The 20,320-nt window shown below is 69.8% G+C and carries 21 protein-coding genes; 8 read left to right on the forward strand and 13 right to left on the reverse strand.

Features of this window, described 5'->3' with window-relative positions:
- Window positions 1-71: 71 nt before the first annotated feature.
- The 5 genes from ACYVJS_RS06640 to ACYVJS_RS06660 form a co-directional block, all read right to left on the reverse strand.
- The gene (locus ACYVJS_RS06640; protein ID WP_460738899.1) at window positions 72-842 is read right to left on the reverse strand and encodes a heme ABC transporter ATP-binding protein; all 771 of its coding nucleotides are present in this window, start codon (window positions 840-842) and stop codon (window positions 72-74) included.
- Window positions 839-1,858: a FecCD family ABC transporter permease gene (locus ACYVJS_RS06645; RefSeq protein ID WP_460738901.1), complete on the reverse strand. Its 1,020-nt coding sequence runs from the start codon at window positions 1,856-1,858 to the stop codon at window positions 839-841. Before ACYVJS_RS06645 ends, ACYVJS_RS06640 begins: the two co-directional genes overlap by 4 nt.
- A gap of 26 nt (window positions 1,859-1,884) precedes the next feature.
- Window positions 1,885-2,982, reverse strand: coding sequence for a heme/hemin ABC transporter substrate-binding protein (locus ACYVJS_RS06650; protein WP_460738903.1), 1,098 nt, complete (start codon window positions 2,980-2,982; stop codon window positions 1,885-1,887).
- Window positions 2,979-3,797, reverse strand: a complete 819-nt coding sequence (locus tag ACYVJS_RS06655) for an HtaA domain-containing protein (protein WP_460738905.1) — start codon at window positions 3,795-3,797, stop codon at window positions 2,979-2,981. The genes ACYVJS_RS06650 and ACYVJS_RS06655 overlap by 4 nt, the downstream gene beginning before the upstream one ends.
- 74 nt (window positions 3,798-3,871) lie before the next feature.
- Entirely contained in the window at window positions 3,872-4,225 is a 354-nt protein-coding gene (locus tag ACYVJS_RS06660) for a sterol carrier family protein (RefSeq protein ID WP_460738907.1), read from the reverse strand.
- 50 nt (window positions 4,226-4,275) lie between these two features.
- Here ACYVJS_RS06660 and purD point away from each other — a divergent pair, with 50 nt between their 5' ends.
- Entirely contained in the window at window positions 4,276-5,562 is a 1,287-nt protein-coding gene (gene purD, locus ACYVJS_RS06665) for a phosphoribosylamine--glycine ligase (RefSeq protein ID WP_460738909.1), read from the forward strand.
- Between the two features lie 118 nt (window positions 5,563-5,680).
- On the opposite strand, the gene ACYVJS_RS06670 is transcribed toward purD, so the two are convergent.
- From ACYVJS_RS06670 to ACYVJS_RS06680, 3 genes are all read right to left on the reverse strand, one after another.
- Window positions 5,681-6,199, reverse strand: a complete 519-nt coding sequence (locus ACYVJS_RS06670; protein WP_460738911.1) for a hypothetical protein — start codon at window positions 6,197-6,199, stop codon at window positions 5,681-5,683.
- Between the two features lie 163 nt (window positions 6,200-6,362).
- Window positions 6,363-7,832, reverse strand: coding sequence for a DHA2 family efflux MFS transporter permease subunit (locus ACYVJS_RS06675; RefSeq protein WP_460738913.1), 1,470 nt, complete (start codon window positions 7,830-7,832; stop codon window positions 6,363-6,365).
- Window positions 7,829-8,446: a PadR family transcriptional regulator gene (locus ACYVJS_RS06680; protein ID WP_460738915.1), complete on the reverse strand. Its 618-nt coding sequence runs from the start codon at window positions 8,444-8,446 to the stop codon at window positions 7,829-7,831. Before ACYVJS_RS06680 ends, ACYVJS_RS06675 begins: the two co-directional genes overlap by 4 nt.
- Before the next feature lie 59 nt (window positions 8,447-8,505).
- On the opposite strand from ACYVJS_RS06680, the gene ACYVJS_RS06685 reads away from it, so the two are divergent.
- The 3 genes from ACYVJS_RS06685 (at window position 8,506) to ACYVJS_RS06695 (ending at window position 11,318) form a co-directional block, all read left to right on the forward strand.
- The gene (locus ACYVJS_RS06685) at window positions 8,506-8,853 is read left to right on the forward strand and encodes a hypothetical protein (protein ID WP_460738917.1); all 348 of its coding nucleotides are present in this window, start codon (window positions 8,506-8,508) and stop codon (window positions 8,851-8,853) included.
- Window positions 8,854-8,897: 44 nt separating this feature from the next.
- The gene (locus ACYVJS_RS06690; protein ID WP_460738919.1) at window positions 8,898-9,830 is read left to right on the forward strand and encodes a phosphoribosylaminoimidazolesuccinocarboxamide synthase; all 933 of its coding nucleotides are present in this window, start codon (window positions 8,898-8,900) and stop codon (window positions 9,828-9,830) included.
- Window positions 9,831-9,998: 168 nt separating this feature from the next.
- Window positions 9,999-11,318, forward strand: coding sequence for a uracil-xanthine permease family protein (locus ACYVJS_RS06695; protein ID WP_460738921.1), 1,320 nt, complete (start codon window positions 9,999-10,001; stop codon window positions 11,316-11,318).
- Window positions 11,319-11,388: 70 nt separating this feature from the next.
- On the opposite strand, the gene ACYVJS_RS06700 is transcribed toward ACYVJS_RS06695, so the two are convergent.
- The 5 genes from ACYVJS_RS06700 to ACYVJS_RS06720 form a co-directional block, all read right to left on the reverse strand.
- Window positions 11,389-12,402, reverse strand: coding sequence for a LacI family DNA-binding transcriptional regulator (locus ACYVJS_RS06700; RefSeq protein WP_460738923.1), 1,014 nt, complete (start codon window positions 12,400-12,402; stop codon window positions 11,389-11,391).
- 6 nt (window positions 12,403-12,408) lie between these two features.
- On the reverse strand, window positions 12,409-13,881 hold the full coding sequence (locus tag ACYVJS_RS06705; RefSeq protein WP_460738925.1) for a glycoside hydrolase family 1 protein: 1,473 nt from the start codon (window positions 13,879-13,881) through the stop codon (window positions 12,409-12,411).
- Window positions 13,882-13,909: 28 nt separating this feature from the next.
- Window positions 13,910-14,821 carry a carbohydrate ABC transporter permease gene (locus tag ACYVJS_RS06710; protein WP_460738927.1) on the reverse strand — a complete coding sequence of 304 codons (912 nt, stop codon included), beginning with the start codon at window positions 14,819-14,821 and terminating at the stop codon, window positions 13,910-13,912.
- Window positions 14,818-15,873, reverse strand: a complete 1,056-nt coding sequence (locus tag ACYVJS_RS06715) for a carbohydrate ABC transporter permease (protein ID WP_460738929.1) — start codon at window positions 15,871-15,873, stop codon at window positions 14,818-14,820. Before ACYVJS_RS06715 ends, ACYVJS_RS06710 begins: the two co-directional genes overlap by 4 nt.
- Before the next feature lie 72 nt (window positions 15,874-15,945).
- A complete protein-coding gene (locus tag ACYVJS_RS06720; RefSeq protein ID WP_460738931.1) occupies window positions 15,946-17,217 on the reverse strand; it encodes an ABC transporter substrate-binding protein in 1,272 nt (423 codons plus the stop codon).
- 224 nt (window positions 17,218-17,441) lie between these two features.
- On the opposite strand from ACYVJS_RS06720, the gene purS reads away from it, so the two are divergent.
- From purS to ACYVJS_RS06740, 4 genes are all read left to right on the forward strand, one after another.
- On the forward strand, window positions 17,442-17,690 hold the full coding sequence (gene purS, locus ACYVJS_RS06725; protein ID WP_460738933.1) for a phosphoribosylformylglycinamidine synthase subunit PurS: 249 nt from the start codon (window positions 17,442-17,444) through the stop codon (window positions 17,688-17,690).
- Entirely contained in the window at window positions 17,687-18,394 is a 708-nt protein-coding gene (purQ, locus tag ACYVJS_RS06730) for a phosphoribosylformylglycinamidine synthase subunit PurQ (protein WP_460738936.1), read from the forward strand. The genes purS and purQ overlap by 4 nt, the downstream gene beginning before the upstream one ends.
- Before the next feature lie 205 nt (window positions 18,395-18,599).
- Window positions 18,600-19,553, forward strand: coding sequence for an ABC transporter ATP-binding protein (locus ACYVJS_RS06735; RefSeq protein WP_460738938.1), 954 nt, complete (start codon window positions 18,600-18,602; stop codon window positions 19,551-19,553).
- Window positions 19,550-20,311, forward strand: coding sequence for an ABC transporter permease (locus ACYVJS_RS06740; RefSeq protein WP_460738940.1), 762 nt, complete (start codon window positions 19,550-19,552; stop codon window positions 20,309-20,311). The genes ACYVJS_RS06735 and ACYVJS_RS06740 overlap by 4 nt, the downstream gene beginning before the upstream one ends.
- The last annotated feature ends 9 nt before the right edge of the window (window positions 20,312-20,320 follow it).

The raw sequence follows: 20,320 nt of genomic DNA on the forward strand, positions 1-20,320 counted from the left end.
GGGACCCAACTTGCGATCGGGAGTTAGCTTAGCCTTACCAAACTCGAATCTGAGAATTCGATATGCGCCTGTTACGCGGAGCGACGTGGCAGGACGACCGGCCGACCGGTGTCGGGATCCGTCAGGATCCGTACCGGTGTGGCGTACACGGCCTCGACACGCTCAGCGGTGAGCACCTCCGCCGGCTTACCGAAGGCGGCGAGCGTCCCGGCGGCGACCATCGCCACCTCGTCCGCGTATGCAGCCGCCAGGGACAGATCGTGCAGCACCACCACCACCGCTCGCCCGGCGGCGGCGAGTCGGCGGGCGATGCGCAGCACGTCCTCCTGATGTCGGAGATCCAGCGCCGCCGTCGGTTCGTCGAGGAGCACCACGGGAGTCTCCTGCGCGAGCACCCGCGCGAGCGAGACACGCGCCTTCTCGCCCCCCGAGAGCGAGGCATAGGTCCGCTCGGCGAGATGCGCGACATCGGCCGCGGCCATGGCTTCGGCGATGGCGGCGTCGCCGGAGCCCTCCCCCTGCCACGGGGCGCGGCCCATCTCCACCACTTCGTACGCGGTGAAGGCGAAGGCCACGCGGTTCTCCTGCAGCAGCACCGACCGCATCCGCGCCAGTTCCGACGGCCGGAGGGCGCCGAGGGGTCGCCCGTCCAGGAGCACCTCGCCGGAGGCGGGCCGCACGTCCCCCGCCATGATCCCCATGAGGCTGGACTTGCCCGCCCCGTTGGGGCCCACGAGCGCGACGACCCGGCCGAACCCGATGTCCAGGCTGACATCGTGCAGGATGTCGGCGCCGCCCAGGCGCAGACCGATCGTGTCGAGACGGATGGCAGGCGCGCTCATGCCCAGCCCCCACCCCGCCGACGGCTGCGCCGGATGAGCCAATAGAAGAACGGTCCGCCGATGAGCGAGGTGAGGATCCCGATGGGCAGATCGGCCGCGGGCACGAGCGTGCGGGCCAGCAGGTCGGCGTAGACGAGGAGCACGGCGCCGCCGAGCAGCGCGGCGATCAGCAGCGGCCGATTGGCGGGGCCCAGCAGCATCCGCACGAGGTGAGGGACGACGAGCCCGACGAACGCGATGATCCCCACGAACGCGACGGCGACACCGGTCATGGACGCCACCAGGACGATGGAGACGATCCGCAGGCGCTCCACGCGCACGCCGAGGTGCGCCGCCGTGCGCTCTCCGAGCGCCAGCAAGTCGTACCTCCGCGCCAGCACGAGAGCACCCACGGCCGAGAGCACGCCGACGACGGCGACGACTCCGACCTCGTCCCACCGCGAGCCGTTCATGGACCCGAGCTGCCAGAAGACGATCTGCTCGCGGGAGGCGGTATCCCCGACGAACATGAACACGGCCAGGGCCGCCCCCGCGAACGCGTTCACCGCGATGCCCGTGAGGATCAGCGTGACAGACTCTGTGCGCCCCTGGGCCCGCGCGGTCGCGTAGACGATGCCTGTCGCGGCGAGGCCGCCGAGGAAGGCGAACACCGCGGTCGTCCACCCCCCGAACGCCGCCAGACCGAGCGTGATGGATGCGGCCGCGCCGACGGCGGCACCCGAGGAGACACCGACGACGCCGGGCTCGGCGAGCGGGTTTCCGAAGATCGACTGCATCACTGCCCCGGCCGCAGCCAGCAGCGCACCCACGAGCAGCGACATCACGACACGGGGGAAGCGGATCTGCCACAGGGTCTGCTCGACGAGCAGATCGCCGGGTGCCCACGGGTTGGCGATGCCGATGGCGCGCAGCAGAGATCCGACGACCTCGGATGCGGGAATGGGCAGCTGCCCGACGCCGGCCGAGAGAAGCACCCCGACGATCAGCAGGACGGCAGCCGCGCCCCCCACCAGCACTCGACGGGTCCGCGGCACCCGCGCGCTCACGACGCGGCCGGCGCGTACACGGCGCGCGCCAGCGCCTCGAGCACCTCAGCCGATCGCGGACCGAACGAGAGGATCTGACCGTCCGCCATGTCGACGAAGCGGCGGTGGGCCCCGGCCGTCGTGATGGCGATCGCCGGCTTCGCCGCGAGAAGACCGTCGACGCCTCCGACGGACTCGATGCCGCCGGACATGACGAGGATGAGGTCGGGATTCGCCGCGACCATCGCCTCGTCGGTGAGAGGCCGCATCCCGTCCCACCCGAGCTCGCCGGCGACGTCCACGCCCCCCAGCGCGCGGATGATCTCGTCCGCGCCGGACTCCTCGCCGAAGAGGTAGTACACGCCGGCCGTTCCCCGCAAGTACAGGAACACCATGCGCAGCCGACCTGCGTCGCTCGCGGGAGCGATCGCGGCGATGTCGGCTCGCGCGCGCTCCACCTCGTCGCCGATGCGCGCAGCCAGGGCCTCCCCCGCCGCGGGCGCACCGAACACGGCCGCGACGTCGCGGGCCAGCTGCTGCGCCCCGGCGAAGGACGCCTCGTTCTCGACGAAGACGACGGGGATGCCCACATCCCTCAGCTGCTCGACCACGTCCCTCGGTCCGATCGAGCCGTCCGTGATGACGAGCGTGGGGCGAAGCGCGATGACGGCCTCGGAGCTGACCGTGTGCCCGCCCGTCGTGATGACGGGCAGATCCTCGACGCCCGGGAAGACGGTCGACACGTCGCGTCCGACGAGAGAGCCGCCGAAGCCGAGTCCCCAGACGGTTGCGGCCAGCGAACCGGCCAGGTCCATCGCGACGACGCGGGAGGTATCTGCGACCGTCACCTCGCTCACCCCGCCGAGATCGCGGGAGAGTGCGGTCGTCGGCAACGACTGTGGGGGCTCGTCGGCGACCGGGACGATCGCCGCGTCGGGCAGGACGGCAGTGGACGGACCCTCGTAGGAGCGCGGATCCTCGAGGACATTCCACTCCGACATCGGCAGGGCCTCGGCGGCCGAGACATCCGCGGACGACGACGGCGAGGGCGCAGCGCACCCGGCGAGCAACGCCGCGGTGGCCGCCAGAGCGGCGAGGAGAGCGCGGCGCCTCACGACGCGTCCTCGCCCCGGCGGCGTCTCAGCCGGGCGATGATCACCGTCGCTGCAGCAGCCACCGCGGCGAACGCGGCACCGATGCCCCACAGCCACACCGGGGCCGGCGTCTCGGCGGCGGCGGTCTCGGCGGCCGGGGTCGACTCGGGCACGGAAACCGCGGATTCGGGCTCGGGATCGGCGCAGGCGAACGTGACGTCGAAGGAGATCGGGTCGAACGCCGTCCCGGTCTCGTAGTTCCCGAACTGCGCGTATCCGTCCGCGGTGACGGCCGTAGGGACCTCCGTCGCGGACATCCCGGTGTCGGTCGTCGTGGGCGCCGCGGCTGCGAGGTCGAGTGCAACGAAGTCGACCTGAGCGGCGGAGTGCACCCGGTCGGTCGCCCCGGCCAGCGCATCCTCCATCGAGAGCCCGCTCACGTCGAGCAGGAGGTGCGCGCCCGACGAGTCGATGACGAGGGTGGGCTGGGCGATCGTGGTGTCGAGCAGCCCGTTGTGCCCGGTGAAGCGGACACCGCCGCCGAAGGACACCGACCCCTCGCCCGTCACGGGATCCACGCTCCCGCCGGTGGCCGGCCAGCTGAAGGCCGGCGTGGCGTAGGATGCGCCGTCGACGGGCTCCCACGACCCCTTCGCGATCGTGCCCGAGATATAGGAACGGAACGACTCCTTGAAGCCCCAGGTCAGCGAGCCGCCGGTCACCGCGCACATCTCGTCGACCGGTGCGGCAGACCGCTCCGCGCCGAGAGCGGGCGTGGGCAGTGCAAGCAGCGCGGCGGACAGCGCGATCGCGGACACAGCGGAACGAAAGAGCATGGTGGGACCATTCCGTGGCGAATGAGGTAAGGCTTGCCTACCCTATCGGATGGTCGTGGACCGCCCGGGAGACGTTACGGGCGCAACGGAAGCAGGTCAGAGACGTCCGACCGGGTGCCCGACGCGCGGATGCGGCCGGCGCTCGCCGCATCCGCCCACGACTGAGCCCCCGTCGCGAGGGCGATCCACGTGCGCGCGTCGGTCTCCACGACGTTCGGCGGCGTGCCTCGCGTGTGACGCGGCCCCTCGATGATCTGGACGGCGCCGAAGGGGGGAACGCGCACTTCGACCGTGTGGCCGGGCGCCTTCTCCGCGAGCAGTTGCAGGAGGTACCGCACGGCCGTCGCAAGGTCGGCGCGAGCGGGCTGGTCGGTCGCCGCCACCGCGGCGAGCGCGGCGCGGCCGGCGTCGGTGGTGATGCGCGGCATGACGCCACGCTACCCCGGCGTCCGCGGGCCGCTCTCGGTAGGGTGGGCGCGTGAAGATCCTCGTTCTCGGCTCCGGCGCGCGCGAGCACGCCATCATCCTCGCGCTCGCCTCCGAACAGGCGCACCACGAGATCCTCGCGGCGCCGGGCAATGCCGGAATCGCCCGCGACGCCACGATCGCGCGGGTCCCCGACGGAGGCGTGCTGAACCCCGAGGACCCCGCCGCCGTCACCGAGTACGCCAACGCCCACGCGATCGATCTCGTGGTCATCGGCCCGGAAGCGCCACTCGTCGCCGGCGTCGCCGACGCCCTCCGCGAGCACGGCATCCCCGTGTTCGGACCCGGCCGGGCCGCGGCGCAGCTCGAGGGCTCGAAGACCTTCGCGAAGCGGATCATGGATGCCGCGGGCGTCCCCACCGGCCGCGCGGTGCGCGCGCAGACGATCGACGAGGTGCGCGCAGCGCTCGACGACCTCGGCGCGCCGCACGTCGTCAAAGCGGACGGACTCGCCGCGGGCAAGGGCGTCATCGTCACCGACGACCGCGATGCGGCGCTCACTCACGCAGCGGAGTTCCTGCCGACCGGCGCCGTGCTCGTCGAGGAGTTCCTCGCAGGCCCCGAGGTCTCCCTCTTCTTCCTCAGCGACGGCGACACCGTGCGCCCGCTCAGCCCGGCGCAGGACTTCAAGCGCCTGGGTGACGGCGACAGCGGCCCGAACACGGGCGGCATGGGCGCCTACTCGCCGCTCCCCTGGCTCGCCGAGCGCTTCGGCGACGAACGCTCGTTCGTCGATCTCGTCACCGAGTCGGTCGCCCTTCCGGTCATCCGGGAGCTCGACCGCGAGGGCACACCCTTCATCGGTCTGCTCTACGCCGGCCTCATCCTCACCGACACCGGCGTCAAGGTCATCGAGTTCAACGCGCGGTTCGGCGACCCGGAGACGCAGGTCGTGCTGCCGCGCCTGGTGACCCCCCTCTCGCAGCTGCTCCTGTCGGCGGCATCCGGCACACTCGAAGACGAGCCGCGTCCGGAGTTCTCCGATGCGGCCGCGGTGACCGTCGTGCTCGCGAGCGAGGGTTACCCGGCGGCGCCCGTCACGGGCCGCGTCATCGAAGGGCTGGATGCGGCCGCATCCGTCGAGCGAGTGCACATCGCCCACGCCGCCACCCGGGACCACGACGGCGAACTCGTCGCGACGGGTGGGCGCGTACTGAACGTGGTGGCCGTGGCCGACGACTTCGCCACCGCCCGCGATCGCGCCTACCGCGCGCTCGATGCGATCGAGCTGGCGGGCGGGCAGTACCGCACCGACATCGCGTCGCGCGTCGCGGGCTGAGCTGCGACGCCCGCACCCCTTCCTCGGCGCAGCCCGAACTCCTGCACAACCGCGCCATGCAGGCGTGTGAGCACCGTCCGGGCGGGACCTGCCGGAGTTCGGGCACCCCCGGCGACGCTCACTGCACTCGGGCCTGCACCCATCCGGTCGAGATGTCCTCGGTGGTGGTGACCTGGAGCTGAACGGGACCCGTGTAATCGATCGAGGCCCATTCGTTCGACACGATCGCGTCGCCGCAGACGAACGTGCCACCGGCGATCGAGCGCTTCTCATCGCCGACAGCCGACGTCATCAGCTCGTAGGACACACGCCCTCCTTCGCACCATCCATCGATACGCAGCCCCTGTCCCGCCTCGATCACCCCGGGTCCGGCCGTGGACTCGTTGTAATCCTCCCGACGATCAGGGTTGAGCAGGAAGAGCGCGATCTGACTCGGATCGTCGGCATCCGGCGTGTGCCGCGGGCTCGGTACGGCGGATGCCTCGCCCGCCGCCGGCGGCGTCTGCCCGCCGGGCGACGCGGGGGGCGTGACGGAGGTGGTCGGATCGCTGTCGTCGGGTCCCGCCGTGCACCCGGCGATGCCGAGAGCGGCGAGGACCACACCACCGAGGAGGACGGGGCGGATGCGGCTGCTCATGCCCTCCACGGTAGGAAGCGCCCGCCGGGGCCGCCCACCCCGTTGATCCAGAAGCGAGCGCCGTCTACGGTAGGCGCCCTCATCCGGCCCGAACTCCTGCAGAACCACCGCGCCGAGGTCGGAAGACCCGTGGCTGGCCGGTTCCGCAGGAGTCCGGGTGCGCTCAGCGGCGCACGAGCTCCTTCGGACGCCGCATGAACAACACGGCGACGAGTCCCACCACGATGACCCCGGCGGGCAGCAGGGTGGCTTGCGCCATTGCGGTGGAGAACCCCGCGATCACGGGCCCCGGCAGGGTGCCGGCGCCGAAGCCGGAGGCGGCGTCCCCCGCGCCCGGGAGGTTGGCCTCGAGGCGGGCCTGCATGACCGCGGCGATCGCCGCCGAGCCGATGACCGAGCCGACGACGCGCGTCGTGTTGTAGATGCCCGCGCCCGCACCCGCCTGACGCGGCGGAAGTCCGCGGGTAGCGGTCGTTGCCAGCGGCCCCCACATCCCGGCATTGCCGATGCCCTGCAGAGCGGAGGGGAGCAGGAAGAGCCAGATCGGCGTCGTGGGATCGCCGATGAGGACCGAGTTGAAGACGAGCGAGCCGCCGACCAGGACGAGTCCCGGCACGAGGATCACGCGAGGGTCGACCCGGTCGAGCAGACGACCGGCCAGCGGGGCGAGCACGCCCGAGAGCACGGCCATGGGGATCATCAGCAACGCGGCCTCGGTCGGCGTGAGCCCCCGAGCCAGCTGCAGCGCGAACATGAACGGAACCGACATGGCCGTCACCGCGAAGCCCACCGCCGCGATGCCCGCGTTCGCCGCCGAGAAGTTGCGGTCGCGGAACAGGTCCAACGGCACGAGCGGCTCGCTGCGGGTGCGACCCTGCGTCCAGATGAAGATCGCGAGCACGACGACGCCGACAGCGATCATGAGCCACACCCACGGCGCCCAGTCGAAGTGCTCGCCCTCCTGCAGACCGAAGACGATGAGGAACAGCGCGAGGGCGGAGAGGAAGACGCCGACCATGTCGAAGCGGTGACGGTGCGTCTCGAGCTGCGGCACCAGGATCCACGCGAGGACCAGCCCGATGATTCCGACGGGCACGTTGATGAAGAAGATCCACTCCCAGCCGAGGCCGTCCACCAGCAGTCCGCCGGCGAGGGGGCCGACGAGCATCGCCACACCTGCGGTCGCACCCCACAGGCCCATGGCGGCGCCGCGCTGCGAGGGCGGGAAGGTGCGCGTGATCACGGCCATCGTCTGCGGCGTGACGAGCGCGGCGCCGATTCCCTGCACGGCGCGCATCGCGACGAGCATGCCGAGACTGGACGAGAGCCCGCACCCGAGAGACGCGAGCGTGAACAGCGCGAGGCCGATGAGATAGATGTTCTTGGGCCCGAACCGGTCACCGAGACGGCCCGTGATCAGCAGCGGCACCGCGTAGGCGAGCAGGTAGGCGCTGGTCACCCACACGACGTTGTCGAGGTTGTTCGTGTTCGGATCAAGCGCAGCCTTGATCGCGGGGTTGGCGACCGAGACGATCGTGGTGTCGACCAGGATCATGAAGAACCCGATGACGAGGGCCCAGAGGGCGGGCCATGGGCTGCGGGTGGCTGTGGTGGCGGTGGTGGGAGCGCTCATTCGCGAGCAGCCTTTCTCTGTGTGAGGTACCGGTCGCTGGTGCGGTCGTGCTCATCCGGCCCCCAGGTGAAGCTCGGGTCGCCGAGGCGCCCGAGGAAAGCGTCGAGCCAGGCCAGGTCGGCCTCGGCGAGTGCACGGGAGCGATCGACCTCGATGAGGTACTGCTCGGAGACTCCTCCCGGGCGGGCCTTGTTCAGCCCCGCGGCGATGTCGGCGATCTGCTCCGTCAGTGCGGCGCGGCGCACGGCGAGCAGAGCCGCGACGTCGTCGCGGTCGAGGTTGTGGGCCTCGGCGAGCGCGACGCGGAACTCGACCGGACGGTCGATGCGCACGAGCTCGGTGCGGATCCACTCGTCCAGCGACGCCAGCCCGGCATCCGTCAACGCGTACGCCGTGCGCTCGGGACGGTTGCCTTCGCGCTCGGTGCCCGCCTCGGCGATGAGACCCGCCTTCTCGAGCCGGGCGACCGTGTGGTAGACCGTGCCACCGGTGACGTTCAGGATGCGGTCGTCATGGCGCAGCCTCATGAGCCGCAGCATCTCGTAGGGGTGCATGGAGTCTTCGCGCAGCAGCGCGAGCACCATGATCCCCAACGGGGTGATCCGAGCCGCCATCCGATACTCCATCTCGATTAGTCCACATGGACTATACACCCGGCGCGTACCCTTCGCACATGCCGGATCCGCAGCGCGAGGCCGCCCGCCGACGCGGCCACGAGATCTTCGATCCGATCGTCGAGCCGCTGCTCGAGATGCCCGACGTGGATGTGGGCAGGATGTTCGGCTCGGAGGGCGTCCGCATCCGGGGCAAGGTCTTCGCCTTCCTCGGCTTCGAGGGCACCCTCATGGCCAAACTGCCCACGGCACGCATCGATGAGCTCGTCGAGGCGGGCATCGCCCGGCGCATGATCATGAGGGGGCGCCCCCTACGGGAGTGGGTCGAGGTCGGCACCGATCGGGCCGAGGCGTGGCCCGGGATCGTCGGCGACGCGTACGGCTTCCTCGACGAGATCACGCCCTGACGACCGTGACGGGCGAAGCCGCGGCCGCACGGGATAATGGGCGGGTGAACGACCCTGCGCTCCTCGACGGCTGGCGGCACGTGTACTCCGGGAAGGTCCGGGACCTCTACGTTCCCGACGACACCCCCGAAGGCGCTTCCGGTGAGCGCATGCTCGTCGTCGCGAGCGACCGCGTGAGCTCCTTCGACCGCGTGCTCGAGCCCGGCATCCCCGACAAGGGCGTGCTGCTGACGACCCTGAGCCTCTGGTGGTTCGACCGCCTCGCCGGCGGGGACGGCGGCCGCCGCATCCCGAACCACCTCGTCGCGGACCACGTGCTCGGCTCCGACGACACCGCGCATGAGCTCATCCCGGATGCGGTCGTCGGCCGCGCCATGCTCGTGCGCGCGCTCGACATGCAGCCCATCGAGTGCGTCGTGCGCGGCTATCTCACCGGCTCCGGCTGGCTCGAGTACCAGAGCACCGGAACGGTCTGCGGCATCCCGATCGCACCGGGCCTCACCGACGGCGACCGCCTGCCGGAGCCGATCTTCACCCCCGCCTACAAGGCGCCGATGGGCGAGCACGACGAGAACATCTCGTTCGAGCGCACCGCCGAGATCGTGGGGAGCGAGATGGCCGAGCGCCTGCGCGAGCTCTCCCTGGAGATCTACGCACGCGCCGCCGCCACCGCTGAGGAGCGCGGCCTCATCCTCGCCGACACGAAGTTCGAGTTCGGCCTCGACGAGCACGGCGTGCTCACCCTCGCCGACGAGGTGCTCACCCCCGACTCGTCCCGGTACTGGGATGCGGATGCGTGGCGCACCGGCACGACCCCCGCCGAGCGGATGGCGAGCTTCGACAAGCAGATCGTGCGCAACTGGCTCGCCGCCGCCTGGGTTCCCCGCGAGGGCGAGCCGCCGCGGCTGCCCGACGAGATCGCGGCGCAGACCTCCGCGCGCTACGCCGAGCTGCTGCGCCGACTGACCACCGTCTGACCGCCGCCGCATCCGCGTCGTCACACGGGCCGACCGGCACTACCGCCGCCCCCGTCGGCACGCCAGACTTTCCGCGAGACTGCACTTTCGCCACGAGATCACGGGTATTACCCGTGATCTCGTGCAGGAGATGCAGTCTCGCGGGATGAACACCGGAAAGGACCACCCATGCCCCTGTGGAAGATCCACGGAAACGGCCGCACCGTCGCTCCGGGCGACGTCGTCGCCCCCGACGAACGCCTGAACTGGCCCGCGACGATCGCGATCGGCGCACAGCACGTGATCGCCATGTTCGGCGCCACATTCCTCGTGCCGATCCTGACCGGCTTCCCGGTCGCCACGACCCTGCTGTTCTCCGGCATCGGCACACTGCTGTTCCTCGTGGTCACGAAGAACAAGCTCCCGAGCTACCTGGGGTCCTCGTTCGCGTTCATCGCGCCCGTGACGGCGGCGACCGCATCCGCCGGCATGGGTTCCGCGCTCGCGGGCATCGTCGCCGTGGGCGTGCTGCTCGCGATCATCGGTGTCGTCGTCCAGCTCGCCGGCCTCGGCTGGGTCGACAAGCTCATGCCTCCGGTCGTCGCCGGCGCCATCGTCGCGCTGATCGGCTTCAACCTCGCCCCCGCAGCCTGGAACAACTTCCAGCAGGCGCCCGTGATCGCCTCGATCACCCTGGCCGCCGTCATCCTGTTCAGCGTGCTCTTCCGCGGCTTCCTCGGCCGGATCTCGATCTTCCTCGGCGTCGTCGTCGGCTACATCGCCGCCGCCATCGCCGGCGAACTCGACTTCAGCAGCGTGGCGGATGCGGCCTGGATCGGCCTGCCCACCTTCCACATCGCCGACTTCGCGAGCGGCGGCACATGGAGCGCGATCGCGATGTTCCTGCCGGTCGTGCTCGTGCTGGTGGCCGAGAACGTCGGTCACGTGCGCGGCGTCGCCACGATGACGGACGCGTCCGTCAACCGCTCCACCGGCCGCGCCCTCATCGCCGACGGCGCCGCCACCACCGTCGCCGGGTTCTTCGGCGGCTCGGGCACCACGACCTACGGCGAGAACATCGGCGTGATGGCCGCGACCCGCGTGTATTCGACGGCCGCGTACTGGGTCGCCGGCGTGGTCGCGATCCTGCTGAGCCTCTCCCCCAAGATCGGCGCCGTCATCAACTCCGTGCCGGCCGGCGTGCTGGGCGGCGTGACGACCGCGCTCTACGGTCTGATCGGCATCATCGGCATCAAGATCTGGGTGGACAACCGCGTGGACTTCTCCCGCCCGGTTAACCAGTACACCGCGGCCGTTGCCCTCGTCATGGCGATCGCCGGGTTCTCGATGTCGTGGGGCGACTTCCAGCTGGGCGCAATCGTGGTCGCCACCGCCGCGGCCCTGGTGATCTACCACCTCGGCAACGCCATCGCGCGCTGGCGCAAGACGGGCGCCGACGACGGCGGCCCCATCCCGGCGGTCGGCCCGCTGGGCGGCGACCCCGAGTGAGGCGCGGGCGTCGCGGGCGGGGTCATCCCGCCGGCGGCGCCCCGCATCCGGTCGACCCGGATGCGGCGGCTCAGGCCGACTCGCGCCGGATGAGCTCGGACGACAGGATCGTGGCGTGCGGGGGGTTCTGGCCCGCGAGCAGCGCCAGCAGCACGTCGACCATCTGCTCGCCCTGCTGCTGCGAGGGCTGGCGGACGGTTGTCAGGGCAGGGGTCACCGCGGTCGCGACCGGCGAGTCGTCGAATCCGACGATGGCGATGTCGTCGGGCACGCTGAGGCCCGTGCGCTCCAGCGCCGCCAGCGCGCCGCGCGCCATGAGGTCGCTCGCGATGAACAGGGCGTCGATCTCGGCGCCGGAGGCGAGGATGCGTTCCATCGCCGCGTAGCCTCCGGCCGAGCTGAAGCCGCCGTCCTCGATCGGGCCGACCTGCAGCCCCGCATCCTGGAGCACCTCACGGTAGCCGGTGAGACGGTCGATGCCTGCGGGCATGTCGATGGGACCCGAGATCGTGCCGATGCGGGTACGACCCGCCTCAACGAGGTGCCTGGTCGCCGTGCGGCCGCCGTCGACGTTGTCGATGTCGACGAAGTACGCGCCGTCGCGGCCGTGGGCGGGCCGGCCGCCGTAGACCACGGGGACCGCCGCGGCGATCCGGTCGACGAACGTGTCGGTCGTGTGGTGCGAGACGACGATCGCGCCGTCGACGGCGCCGCTGCGCAGATAGGCCGCCGTCTTATCCCGCGGATCGTTGCTCGCGATGATCAGATTCAGCACGTAGTCGGACCTGCTGAGCCGGGCGTTGATGCCCGACACGATCGACGCGAAGAACGGGTCGCCGAAGAACCTGTTGGTGTCTTCCGGCACGATCAGCGCGATCGCCATCGTCGCCCGGCTCGCGAGCGAGCGTGCGGCCCGGTTGGGCACGTAGTTCAGTTCGTTGATGGCGAGTTCGACGGCGGCCACCGCAGCGGGACTCACTGCGGTGGCGCCGTTGACGACTCGGGAGACCGTGGACCGGGAGACCCCGGCCATCGCGGCGACGTCCTCGATGGTGGCGGTGGCACGACGAGGGTCGCTGGTCACGGTTCTCTACCTCTGCAGGACGGCGCCCTCGGGCGCGTTATCGATCGCACGGGCGGCGATGACCCGACGATACTCCAGAGCGCTGTCCTTCAACGTACGCACCTGGGTGTCGTAGTCGACGTGGACGATGCCGAACCGCTTCTCGTACCCCCAGGCCCACTCGAAGTTATCGAGCAGCGACCAGTAGAAGTAGCCGCGCACGTCTACGCCCGCGTCAGCCGCATCCAGGACGGCCGAAAGGTGTGCGCGCAGGAACTGGGTGCGCTCGACGTCCTTCACCCGGGCGACGCCGTCCTCGACGACGAGCTCGTCGTCGTAGGCCGCGCCGTTCTCGGTGACGTAGAGCACAGTGCCCGCGGGGGCGGCGTACTCGTCCGAGACGCGACGGAGGAGCCTCGTCAGACCCTCCGGCTGCACCTCCCAGTTCATGGACGTGCGCGGCAGGCCGCGGTCGTGCCAGTAGATCCCCTCCGCCGCCGGGAACGGCGAGCGCCCGGGACGATCGGTGGGAGCCTCGCCGGGCAGCGGGGGGTTCGGGTCGGGCTGGGCGCCCACGAACTCGCCGTGGTAGTAGTTCACGCCCAGACTGTCGATGGGCTGCGCGATGAGCTCGAGGTCTCCCGGACGGATGGCGGCCTGCCACGTCTCGACGGCTGCGGGGTCGACGACGCGGATGTCGTCGATCACGTCCTGCGGGTACGCACCGCGGAAGATCGGGTCGAGGAACCAGCGGTTGAACTGGCCGTCGATGCGGCGCGCCGCATCCCGGTCGCCCTCGTTCTGCGGGTCCACGGGGTCGGGGACGGTGAGGTTCAACGTGATCCCGAGATTCTTGCCCGCGTCGCGTCCGCGCAGCTCCTGCACCACCTGGCCGTGCCCGAGCAGGAGGTGGTGCGAGGCCAGCATGCCTTCGGCAATGGAGTAATGACCGGGGGCATGGATGCCGGCGGTATAGCTCAGGAACGACGAGCACCACGGCTCGTTCAGCGTGGTCCAGATGTCGACCCGGTCGCCCAGCGCGTCGTACACGTCCAGCGCGTACTCGGTGAACAGGTCGCTCGACTCCCGCACCGCCCAGCCACCACGCTCCTGCAGCGCCTGCGGCATGTCCCAGTGATAGAGCGTGAGCCAGGGCAGGATGTCGGCCTCGCGCAGCTCGTCGACCAGACGCTTGTAGAAGTCGAGGCCCTTCTGGTTGAGGGGACCGGCGTCCGGGCGCACCCGCGACCACGACACCGAGAACCGGTACGTGTCCAGACCTAGCCCCTTCATGAGCGCGACGTCATCGCCGTAGCGGTGATAGTGGTCGCACGCGACATCACCGTTGTCGCCGTTGATGACGGCACCGGGCTCACGGCAGAACGCGTCCCAGATGGATGCGGTCCGTCCGTCCTCGAAGGCAGCACCCTCGATCTGGAAGGCTGCGGTGGCCGCTCCGAACAGGAAGTTCCGCGGGAACGCGCGCAGAGCGTCGCTCATTGTCGATGTACCTTTCTCGCGCCGGGCCTCAGCCCTTGACGGCGCCTTGCATGATTCCGCTCACCAGCTGCTTGCCGGCGAAGACGAAGAGGATCAGAAGCGGGATCGTCGACAGCAGCACGCCCGCGAGGACGATGGAGTAGTCGACGAAATAGTTGGACTGCAGCAGCGACAGCGCGACGGGGAGCGTCGGGTTCTGCCGGTCGAGCACGATGAACGGCCAGAAGAAGTTGTTCCAGGCTGTCACGAACGTGAACAGCGCCAGCATCGCGGCCGCGGGACGCGCGGCGGGGACGCCGACCGTGAGGAAGGTGCGGAACGAACTCGCCCCATCGACGCGCGCCGCCTCGATCAGCTCGTCCGGCACGGCCTGGCGGATGTACTGCGTCATCCAGAACACGCCGAAGGCGCTCACCAGCGCCGGGATGATGATGGCGCCGATCTGTCCCGTCCATCCGATCTCGCTGAACAGAAGGTACAGCGGCACGACGCCGAGCTGGGTCGGTACGGCCATCGTCGCGATCACGAACACCAGCAGCCAGCTCGAGCCGCGGAACTTCAGTTTCGCGAAGGCCCATCCGGCCAGCGTCGAGAAGAACACGACGGATGCGGCGATGAGCGCCGAGCTGAAGATCGAGTTCCATAGCGCCGGCCAGAAATTGACGGCCGGGTCGTTGATGACCTTGGCGGCGTTCGCGATGAAGTTGCCGCCGGGGATCCACGACATATTGGGGTCGCGGATCGTGTACGAGTCACCGGAGCCGATGAGCAGCGACCAGTAGAAGGGGAACGCGGCGCTCAGCAGGACGACGCCGAGGGCGGCGTACACGAACCAGCCCGGACGCGACCCGCGCACCGGCCGCCGCCGGCGCGCCGGCTTGCGGCCGGGCTCCAACAGCGCTTCCTCCGCCGCGACGGGCGGGGTCTGCAGAGTGGTCATCGGAGGACCTCCGTCTTCTGGGACGTGCTGGCTCGGTCGGCTTCGACCGCTTCCTTGGCGGCGCGTCGGGCGGCGCGCATCTGGGCTCGGCTCATGTCGGACTTCTTGCCCTCGTCGCGCACCAGCCCGCGGGTGACGAAGAGGTTGATCGCGCCGATGGCGAGGATGATGAGGAAGAGGATCCATGCCAGCGCGGCGGCGCGGCCGAAGTTCCACTGGCCCCATCCGAGGTCGTAGAGCCACAGGGTGATCGTCAGCCACTGGTTGTCCGCGCCGCCGGTTCCGGTCTGGTCGTACATGCGGGGCTCGTCGAAGATCTGCAGTCCGCCGATCGTCGAGGTGATGATCACGAAGATCAGGGTGGGCTTCAGGCTCGGCAGCGTGATGGAGAAGAACTGGCGGACCTTGCCGGCGCCGTCCACGGTCGCCGCCTCGTAGAAGTCGCGCGGGATGGCCTGCATGGCCGCCAGCAGGATGAGGGTGTTGTACCCGGTCCAGCGGAAGTTGACCATCGTCGCGATGGCGATGTGGCTGGCGAACGCATCCGAGTGCCACTTGATGGCGGGGATGCCGAGGTCGGTCAGGATGGAGTTCACGAGACCGTACTGGTCGCCGAACATGTTGGAGAAGATGAGCGCCACGGCGACGGGCGCCATGACGTAGGGCAGCAGCACGCCCATGCGCCAGAACGTCTTGGCGCGGATGTTCTGGTCCAGCAGCACCGCGATGAACACCGCGAGGATCAGCTGCGGGACGGTGGAGAGCAGGAAGATCGAGAACGAGTTGCGCAGCGCCGTCCAGAACTTCGGGTCGTTGATGACCGTCGCGTACTGGTCGAAGCCGACGAAGGTACCCGTGCCGCGCACGAGATCCCAGTCCTGGAACGAGATGTACGCCGTGTAGGCGATCGGGAAGAGCCCGACGATCAGGAACAGGATGAAGAAGGGGGAGATGTACAGATAGGGGGACAGCTTGAGGTCCCAGGAGCTGAGGCTCTTGCCACCGAAGCCGATGCGCTTGGGGGATCTGGCCGTCGTGGACGAGGCGCTCACGTCGTTCCTTCGTTTCGTTGAGCGTGAGACGGGCCCGCGGGGTCGGCCCTGCGGGCCCGTCTCACTGCGGGATTACTTGATGGCCTCGACCTCAGAGACCCACTGGTCCCACGAAGCCTTCGCGTCCTGCGTGCCTTCCTCGACGCGCGTGAGCGCCTTCTGCATCGCGTCGTTGACCTGGAAGTAGAACTCGCCCTTGAAGGGGGTGACCGTCACGGCCTTCGCCCGCTCGGAGAAGATCTGGCCGACCGGAGCGTTGTTGAAGTACTCGTTGGTCGAGTCCAGCAGCGTGGCGTCGGTGAGCGCGTCGTTCTGGCTCGGGAAGGTGCCGGCGTTCTCGAAGGCCTTGACCTGGGTCTTGGCGTCGGTCAGCCAGTCGGCCAGCTTCTGCGCGGCCGCGACGTTCTTGCCGTTGGCGGGGATCGTCAGGTACGAGCCGCCCCAGTTGCCGCCGCCGTTGGGGAACATCGGCGCGACGTCCCATCCGGTGACGTCCTTCGCGTTGCCCGAGATGACACCGAGCATCCAGCCGGGGCAGAGCATCGTGGCGAAGTCGCCGTTGCTGAGACCGGCGAACCAGTCGTCCGACCACTGGCTGAAGTGCGCGGACTGCGTCGCGCTGGCCTTGGTGACCTGGTCGTAGATGTCCTTGACCTCGGCGTTGGTCGTGGCGATGATCTTGCCGTCCGAGGGGTTCTCGTACGCCGCCTCGACCTGGTTGATCATGCCCTGGTAGGTGCCGCCCGCCGAGTCGAAGAACGCCTTGCCGGTGGCTGCCACGTACTGGTCGCCGACCTTGAAGTAGTTGGCCCAGTCGCCGTCGAAGAGCTTGCCGACCTCGGCGCGGTCGGTCGGGAGACCGGCGGCCTGGAACAGGTCGGAGCGGTAGCAGACGGCCTCGGGGCCGATGTCGGTGCCGTAGCCGATGAGGTTGCCGTCGGCGTCGGTCGCGGCCTTGACCTTCCAGTCCAGCCAGCGGTCGGTCAGGTCGGTGGGGACCGGGGCGAGCATGTCGGAGTACTGCATGACCTCGGGCAGCCAGTCGACCTCGATCGCCTCGATGTCGGCGAGGCCCGTCTTGCCGAGCTTCTGGAAGTAGTTGGCGCGGGCGTCGTTGGACGTCGCGGCCTTGTTGTGGACGATCTTCACGTTCGGGTTCTCGTCCATGTACTCCTGCAGGAGTGCATCGGTGTAACCGAAGTCGTTGAAGGTGGCGATGGTCAGCGTGACCGGCGCGTTCGGGTCGGACTGCTCGCCGCCGCCGGTCGAACAACCGGCGAGGACGATGGCTGCGGTTGCGATGCCGGCGGCGAGGCCGAGCGGTCGCAGGGCGCGTGATTTCACGGGACACTCCTTTGTGGATGCGGTTCGGTGCCAGAAAGCTCTCGATGTCCCCAGGACTGGGAGCGCTCTCATCGGACGCGACTCACAGTATGGGAGCGCTCCCGAGAGGTCAAGAGAGCGCTCCCACCGTTCGGATAACGGTTGGATAACGCACCGGCACCGCGGGCGTCCTGCCCGCCTCTAGACTGGGAGCAGACCATCTCCCGCGCACCCTCGGAGCCGTTATGCCCACGATCGTCGTCGATGTCATGCCCAAGGCCGAACTGCTCGACCCGCAGGGCAAGGCGGTCCAGAACGCCCTGCATCGCCTCGGCGTCGAGGACTTCGGCTCCGTCCGGATCGGAAAGCGGTTCGAGTTGACGATCGACGGAGCCGTCGACGAGGCACTGCTCGAGAAGGTGCGCGAGATCGCCGATGACGTGCTCTCCAACGCGGTCATCGAGGACGTCGTCGGCATCGAGGTCGTCGAATGAGCGTACGCATCGGGGTCATCACCTTCCCCGGTTCGCTCGACGACCGCGACGCGCAGCGCGCCATCCGTGTCGCCGGGGCCGAGCCCGTCGCGCTCTGGCACGGCGATCACGACCTGCAGGGTGTGGACGCCCTGGTCCTGCCCGGCGGCTTCAGCTACGGCGACTACCTCCGGGCGGGTGCGATCGCGGCCCTCGCACCGATCATGTCCGAGGTGAAGGATGCGGCCGCCGCCGGCATGCCGATCCTCGGCATCTGCAACGGTTTCCAGATGCTCGTAGAGGCGCACCTGCTCCCGGGCGGACTGATCCGCAATGCGCACCAGCAGTTCGTGCGTCGCGACCAGCGCCTGCGCGTCGAGAACGCCGACACCGCCTGGACGAGTGACTTCAGGACGGGCCAGGAGATCGTCATCCCGTTGAAGAACGCCGACGGCGGCTACATCGCCGACGCCGAGACGCTCGCGCGCGTCGAGGGCGAGGGCCTCGTGGCGTTCCGCTACGTCGGGGTGAACCCCAACGGCTCGCTCGACGACATCGCCGGGCTCACCAACGAACGCGGCAACGTGGTGGGGCTCATGCCGCATCCCGAGCACGCGGTCGAGCCGGGCTTCGGACCCGACACCTCCGCCGCCATGCGCTCCGGCGTCGACGGACTCGGCTTCTTCAGCTCGGCCATCCAGGCCGTGGTGTCCGCCGCCGCCTGATCCGGGGTCAATTCCCCTCCCCTTCCCTGCTCGCCTGTCACAGATCGAGCCCCGCGCGTCGACCTGTGACAGGCGAACGTGCAGGGCGAGCACCGTGCCGCACGAGCGAGCAGCGACTCACGCCCCGGCGGGCATGACACGTGTCATGCCGCGGACATGACAGAAGCCTCCGGCGCGGAAGGTCGCCGCGCGGTTGGCTGAAGGCATGAGCGAACCGCGCGTGCAGATACCCGACACACCCCTCGCCTCGGATGCGGCCGCCGTCGAGCTGCGCGGAATCGTGCGCCGCTTCGGCCGCGCCGGCCAGCGCTTCACCGCCGTCGACGGCATCGACCTCCGCATCGAGCGCGGCGAGATCGTGGCGCTGCTCGGCCCGAACGGGGCGGGCAAGACGACGACGATCGACGTGCTGCTCGGACTCGCAGAGCCGGATGAGGGCAGCGCGCTCGTCTTCGGTGCCCACCCGCACCGCGCCGTGACGGCCGGCCGGCTCGCCGCGGTGCTGCAGACCGGCGGCCTGCTGTCGGATCTCACCGTGCGAGAGACGGTCACGGTCATCGCAGACCTGTACGGCGCGGGCTCACGCGTCGCCGAGGTCATGGAGCGCGCCGATCTCGCCGAGATTGCTCGCCGCCGCGTCGGCAAATGCTCGGGCGGCGAGAAGCAGCGCGTGAAGTTCGCGCTCGCGCTGCTTCCCGACCCGGACGTTCTGGTGCTCGACGAGCCCACCGCGGGCATGGACGTCACGGCCCGCCGCCGGTTCTGGCAGGCGATGCGCGCCGACGCGGATGCGGGACGCACGATCGTCTTCGCCACGCACTACCTCGAAGAGGCCGAGCAGTTCGCCCGGCGCACCGTTGTGATGAGTCGCGGCCGTATCGTCGCGGACGCCGCCACCGCGCACCTGCGGGCCTCCCTCGGAGGCCGACTCGTCTCGGCGACGCTCGCCGACGAGACGCTCGCCACGGCCTTCGCCGCAGAGCTGGTGGGCGACGAGTCCGCCGCCGACGTGTCGGTGGACGCATCGCGGCTCACGGTGCGCACCGCCGCATCCGACGCTCTCGCCGCGCGCCTGCTCGCCGCGGGCGCCAGCGACCTGGAGATCACCGCACCGACCCTGGAATCCGCCTTCACCCGACTCACCGAGGAGCCCTCATGAGCACGTTCGTCTCGCCCGCGATGTACCGCATCGAGGGTCTGCGTCAGCTGCGGAACCCCTACACGCTGGCCTTCACCCTGGCCATGCCGTTCGCGATGTATCTGCTGTTCGGGGCCAGCATGGACTACGCCTCGCAGAGCGTCGGTCACGCGAACGCGTCGTTCTACGTCATGGTCTCGATGGGCGCCTACGGCACCGCGACGGCGATGAGCTCGCTGTGCTCGCTCGCCGCATCCGAGGTCGGACAGGGATGGGGGCGCCAGCTCGCGCTCACCCCGCTCTCGACCGCCGGCTACGCACTGACGAAGGTCCTGTCGGCGATGTCCTTCGCCGCGCTGTCGGTGCTCATCGTCTACATCGCCGGGTATGTCACGGGCGCCGCGGCCGACGACGTGTGGCGCTGGTTCGCGTCGGCGGCCGTCACGCTCGTGCTCGGCTTGGTCTACGGCCTGTTCGGTCTGGGTGTCGGGCTGGCGTTCAACTCGGACTCGGCCGCCGCGCTCGCGTCGATCTCGATCACCTTCTTCGGCTTCTTCGGCAACGTCTTCGTGCCCCTGAGCGGCGTCATGCTCGACATCGCCAAGTGGACACCGATGTACGGCTACGCGGCCCTCGTGCGCTGGCCGGCGACGGGCGGTGTGCTCGTGGCCGGAGGGTCCGATGAGCTCTGGGCCGTGATTCTCAACGTCGTCGTCTGGGGCGCCCTGTTCGCCCTGCTGGTGCGCTTCGGCGTCGTACGCTCGCGGCGTCGTCGTTAGGCTCGAGCG

Source organism: Microbacterium neimengense (assembly GCF_054782995.1).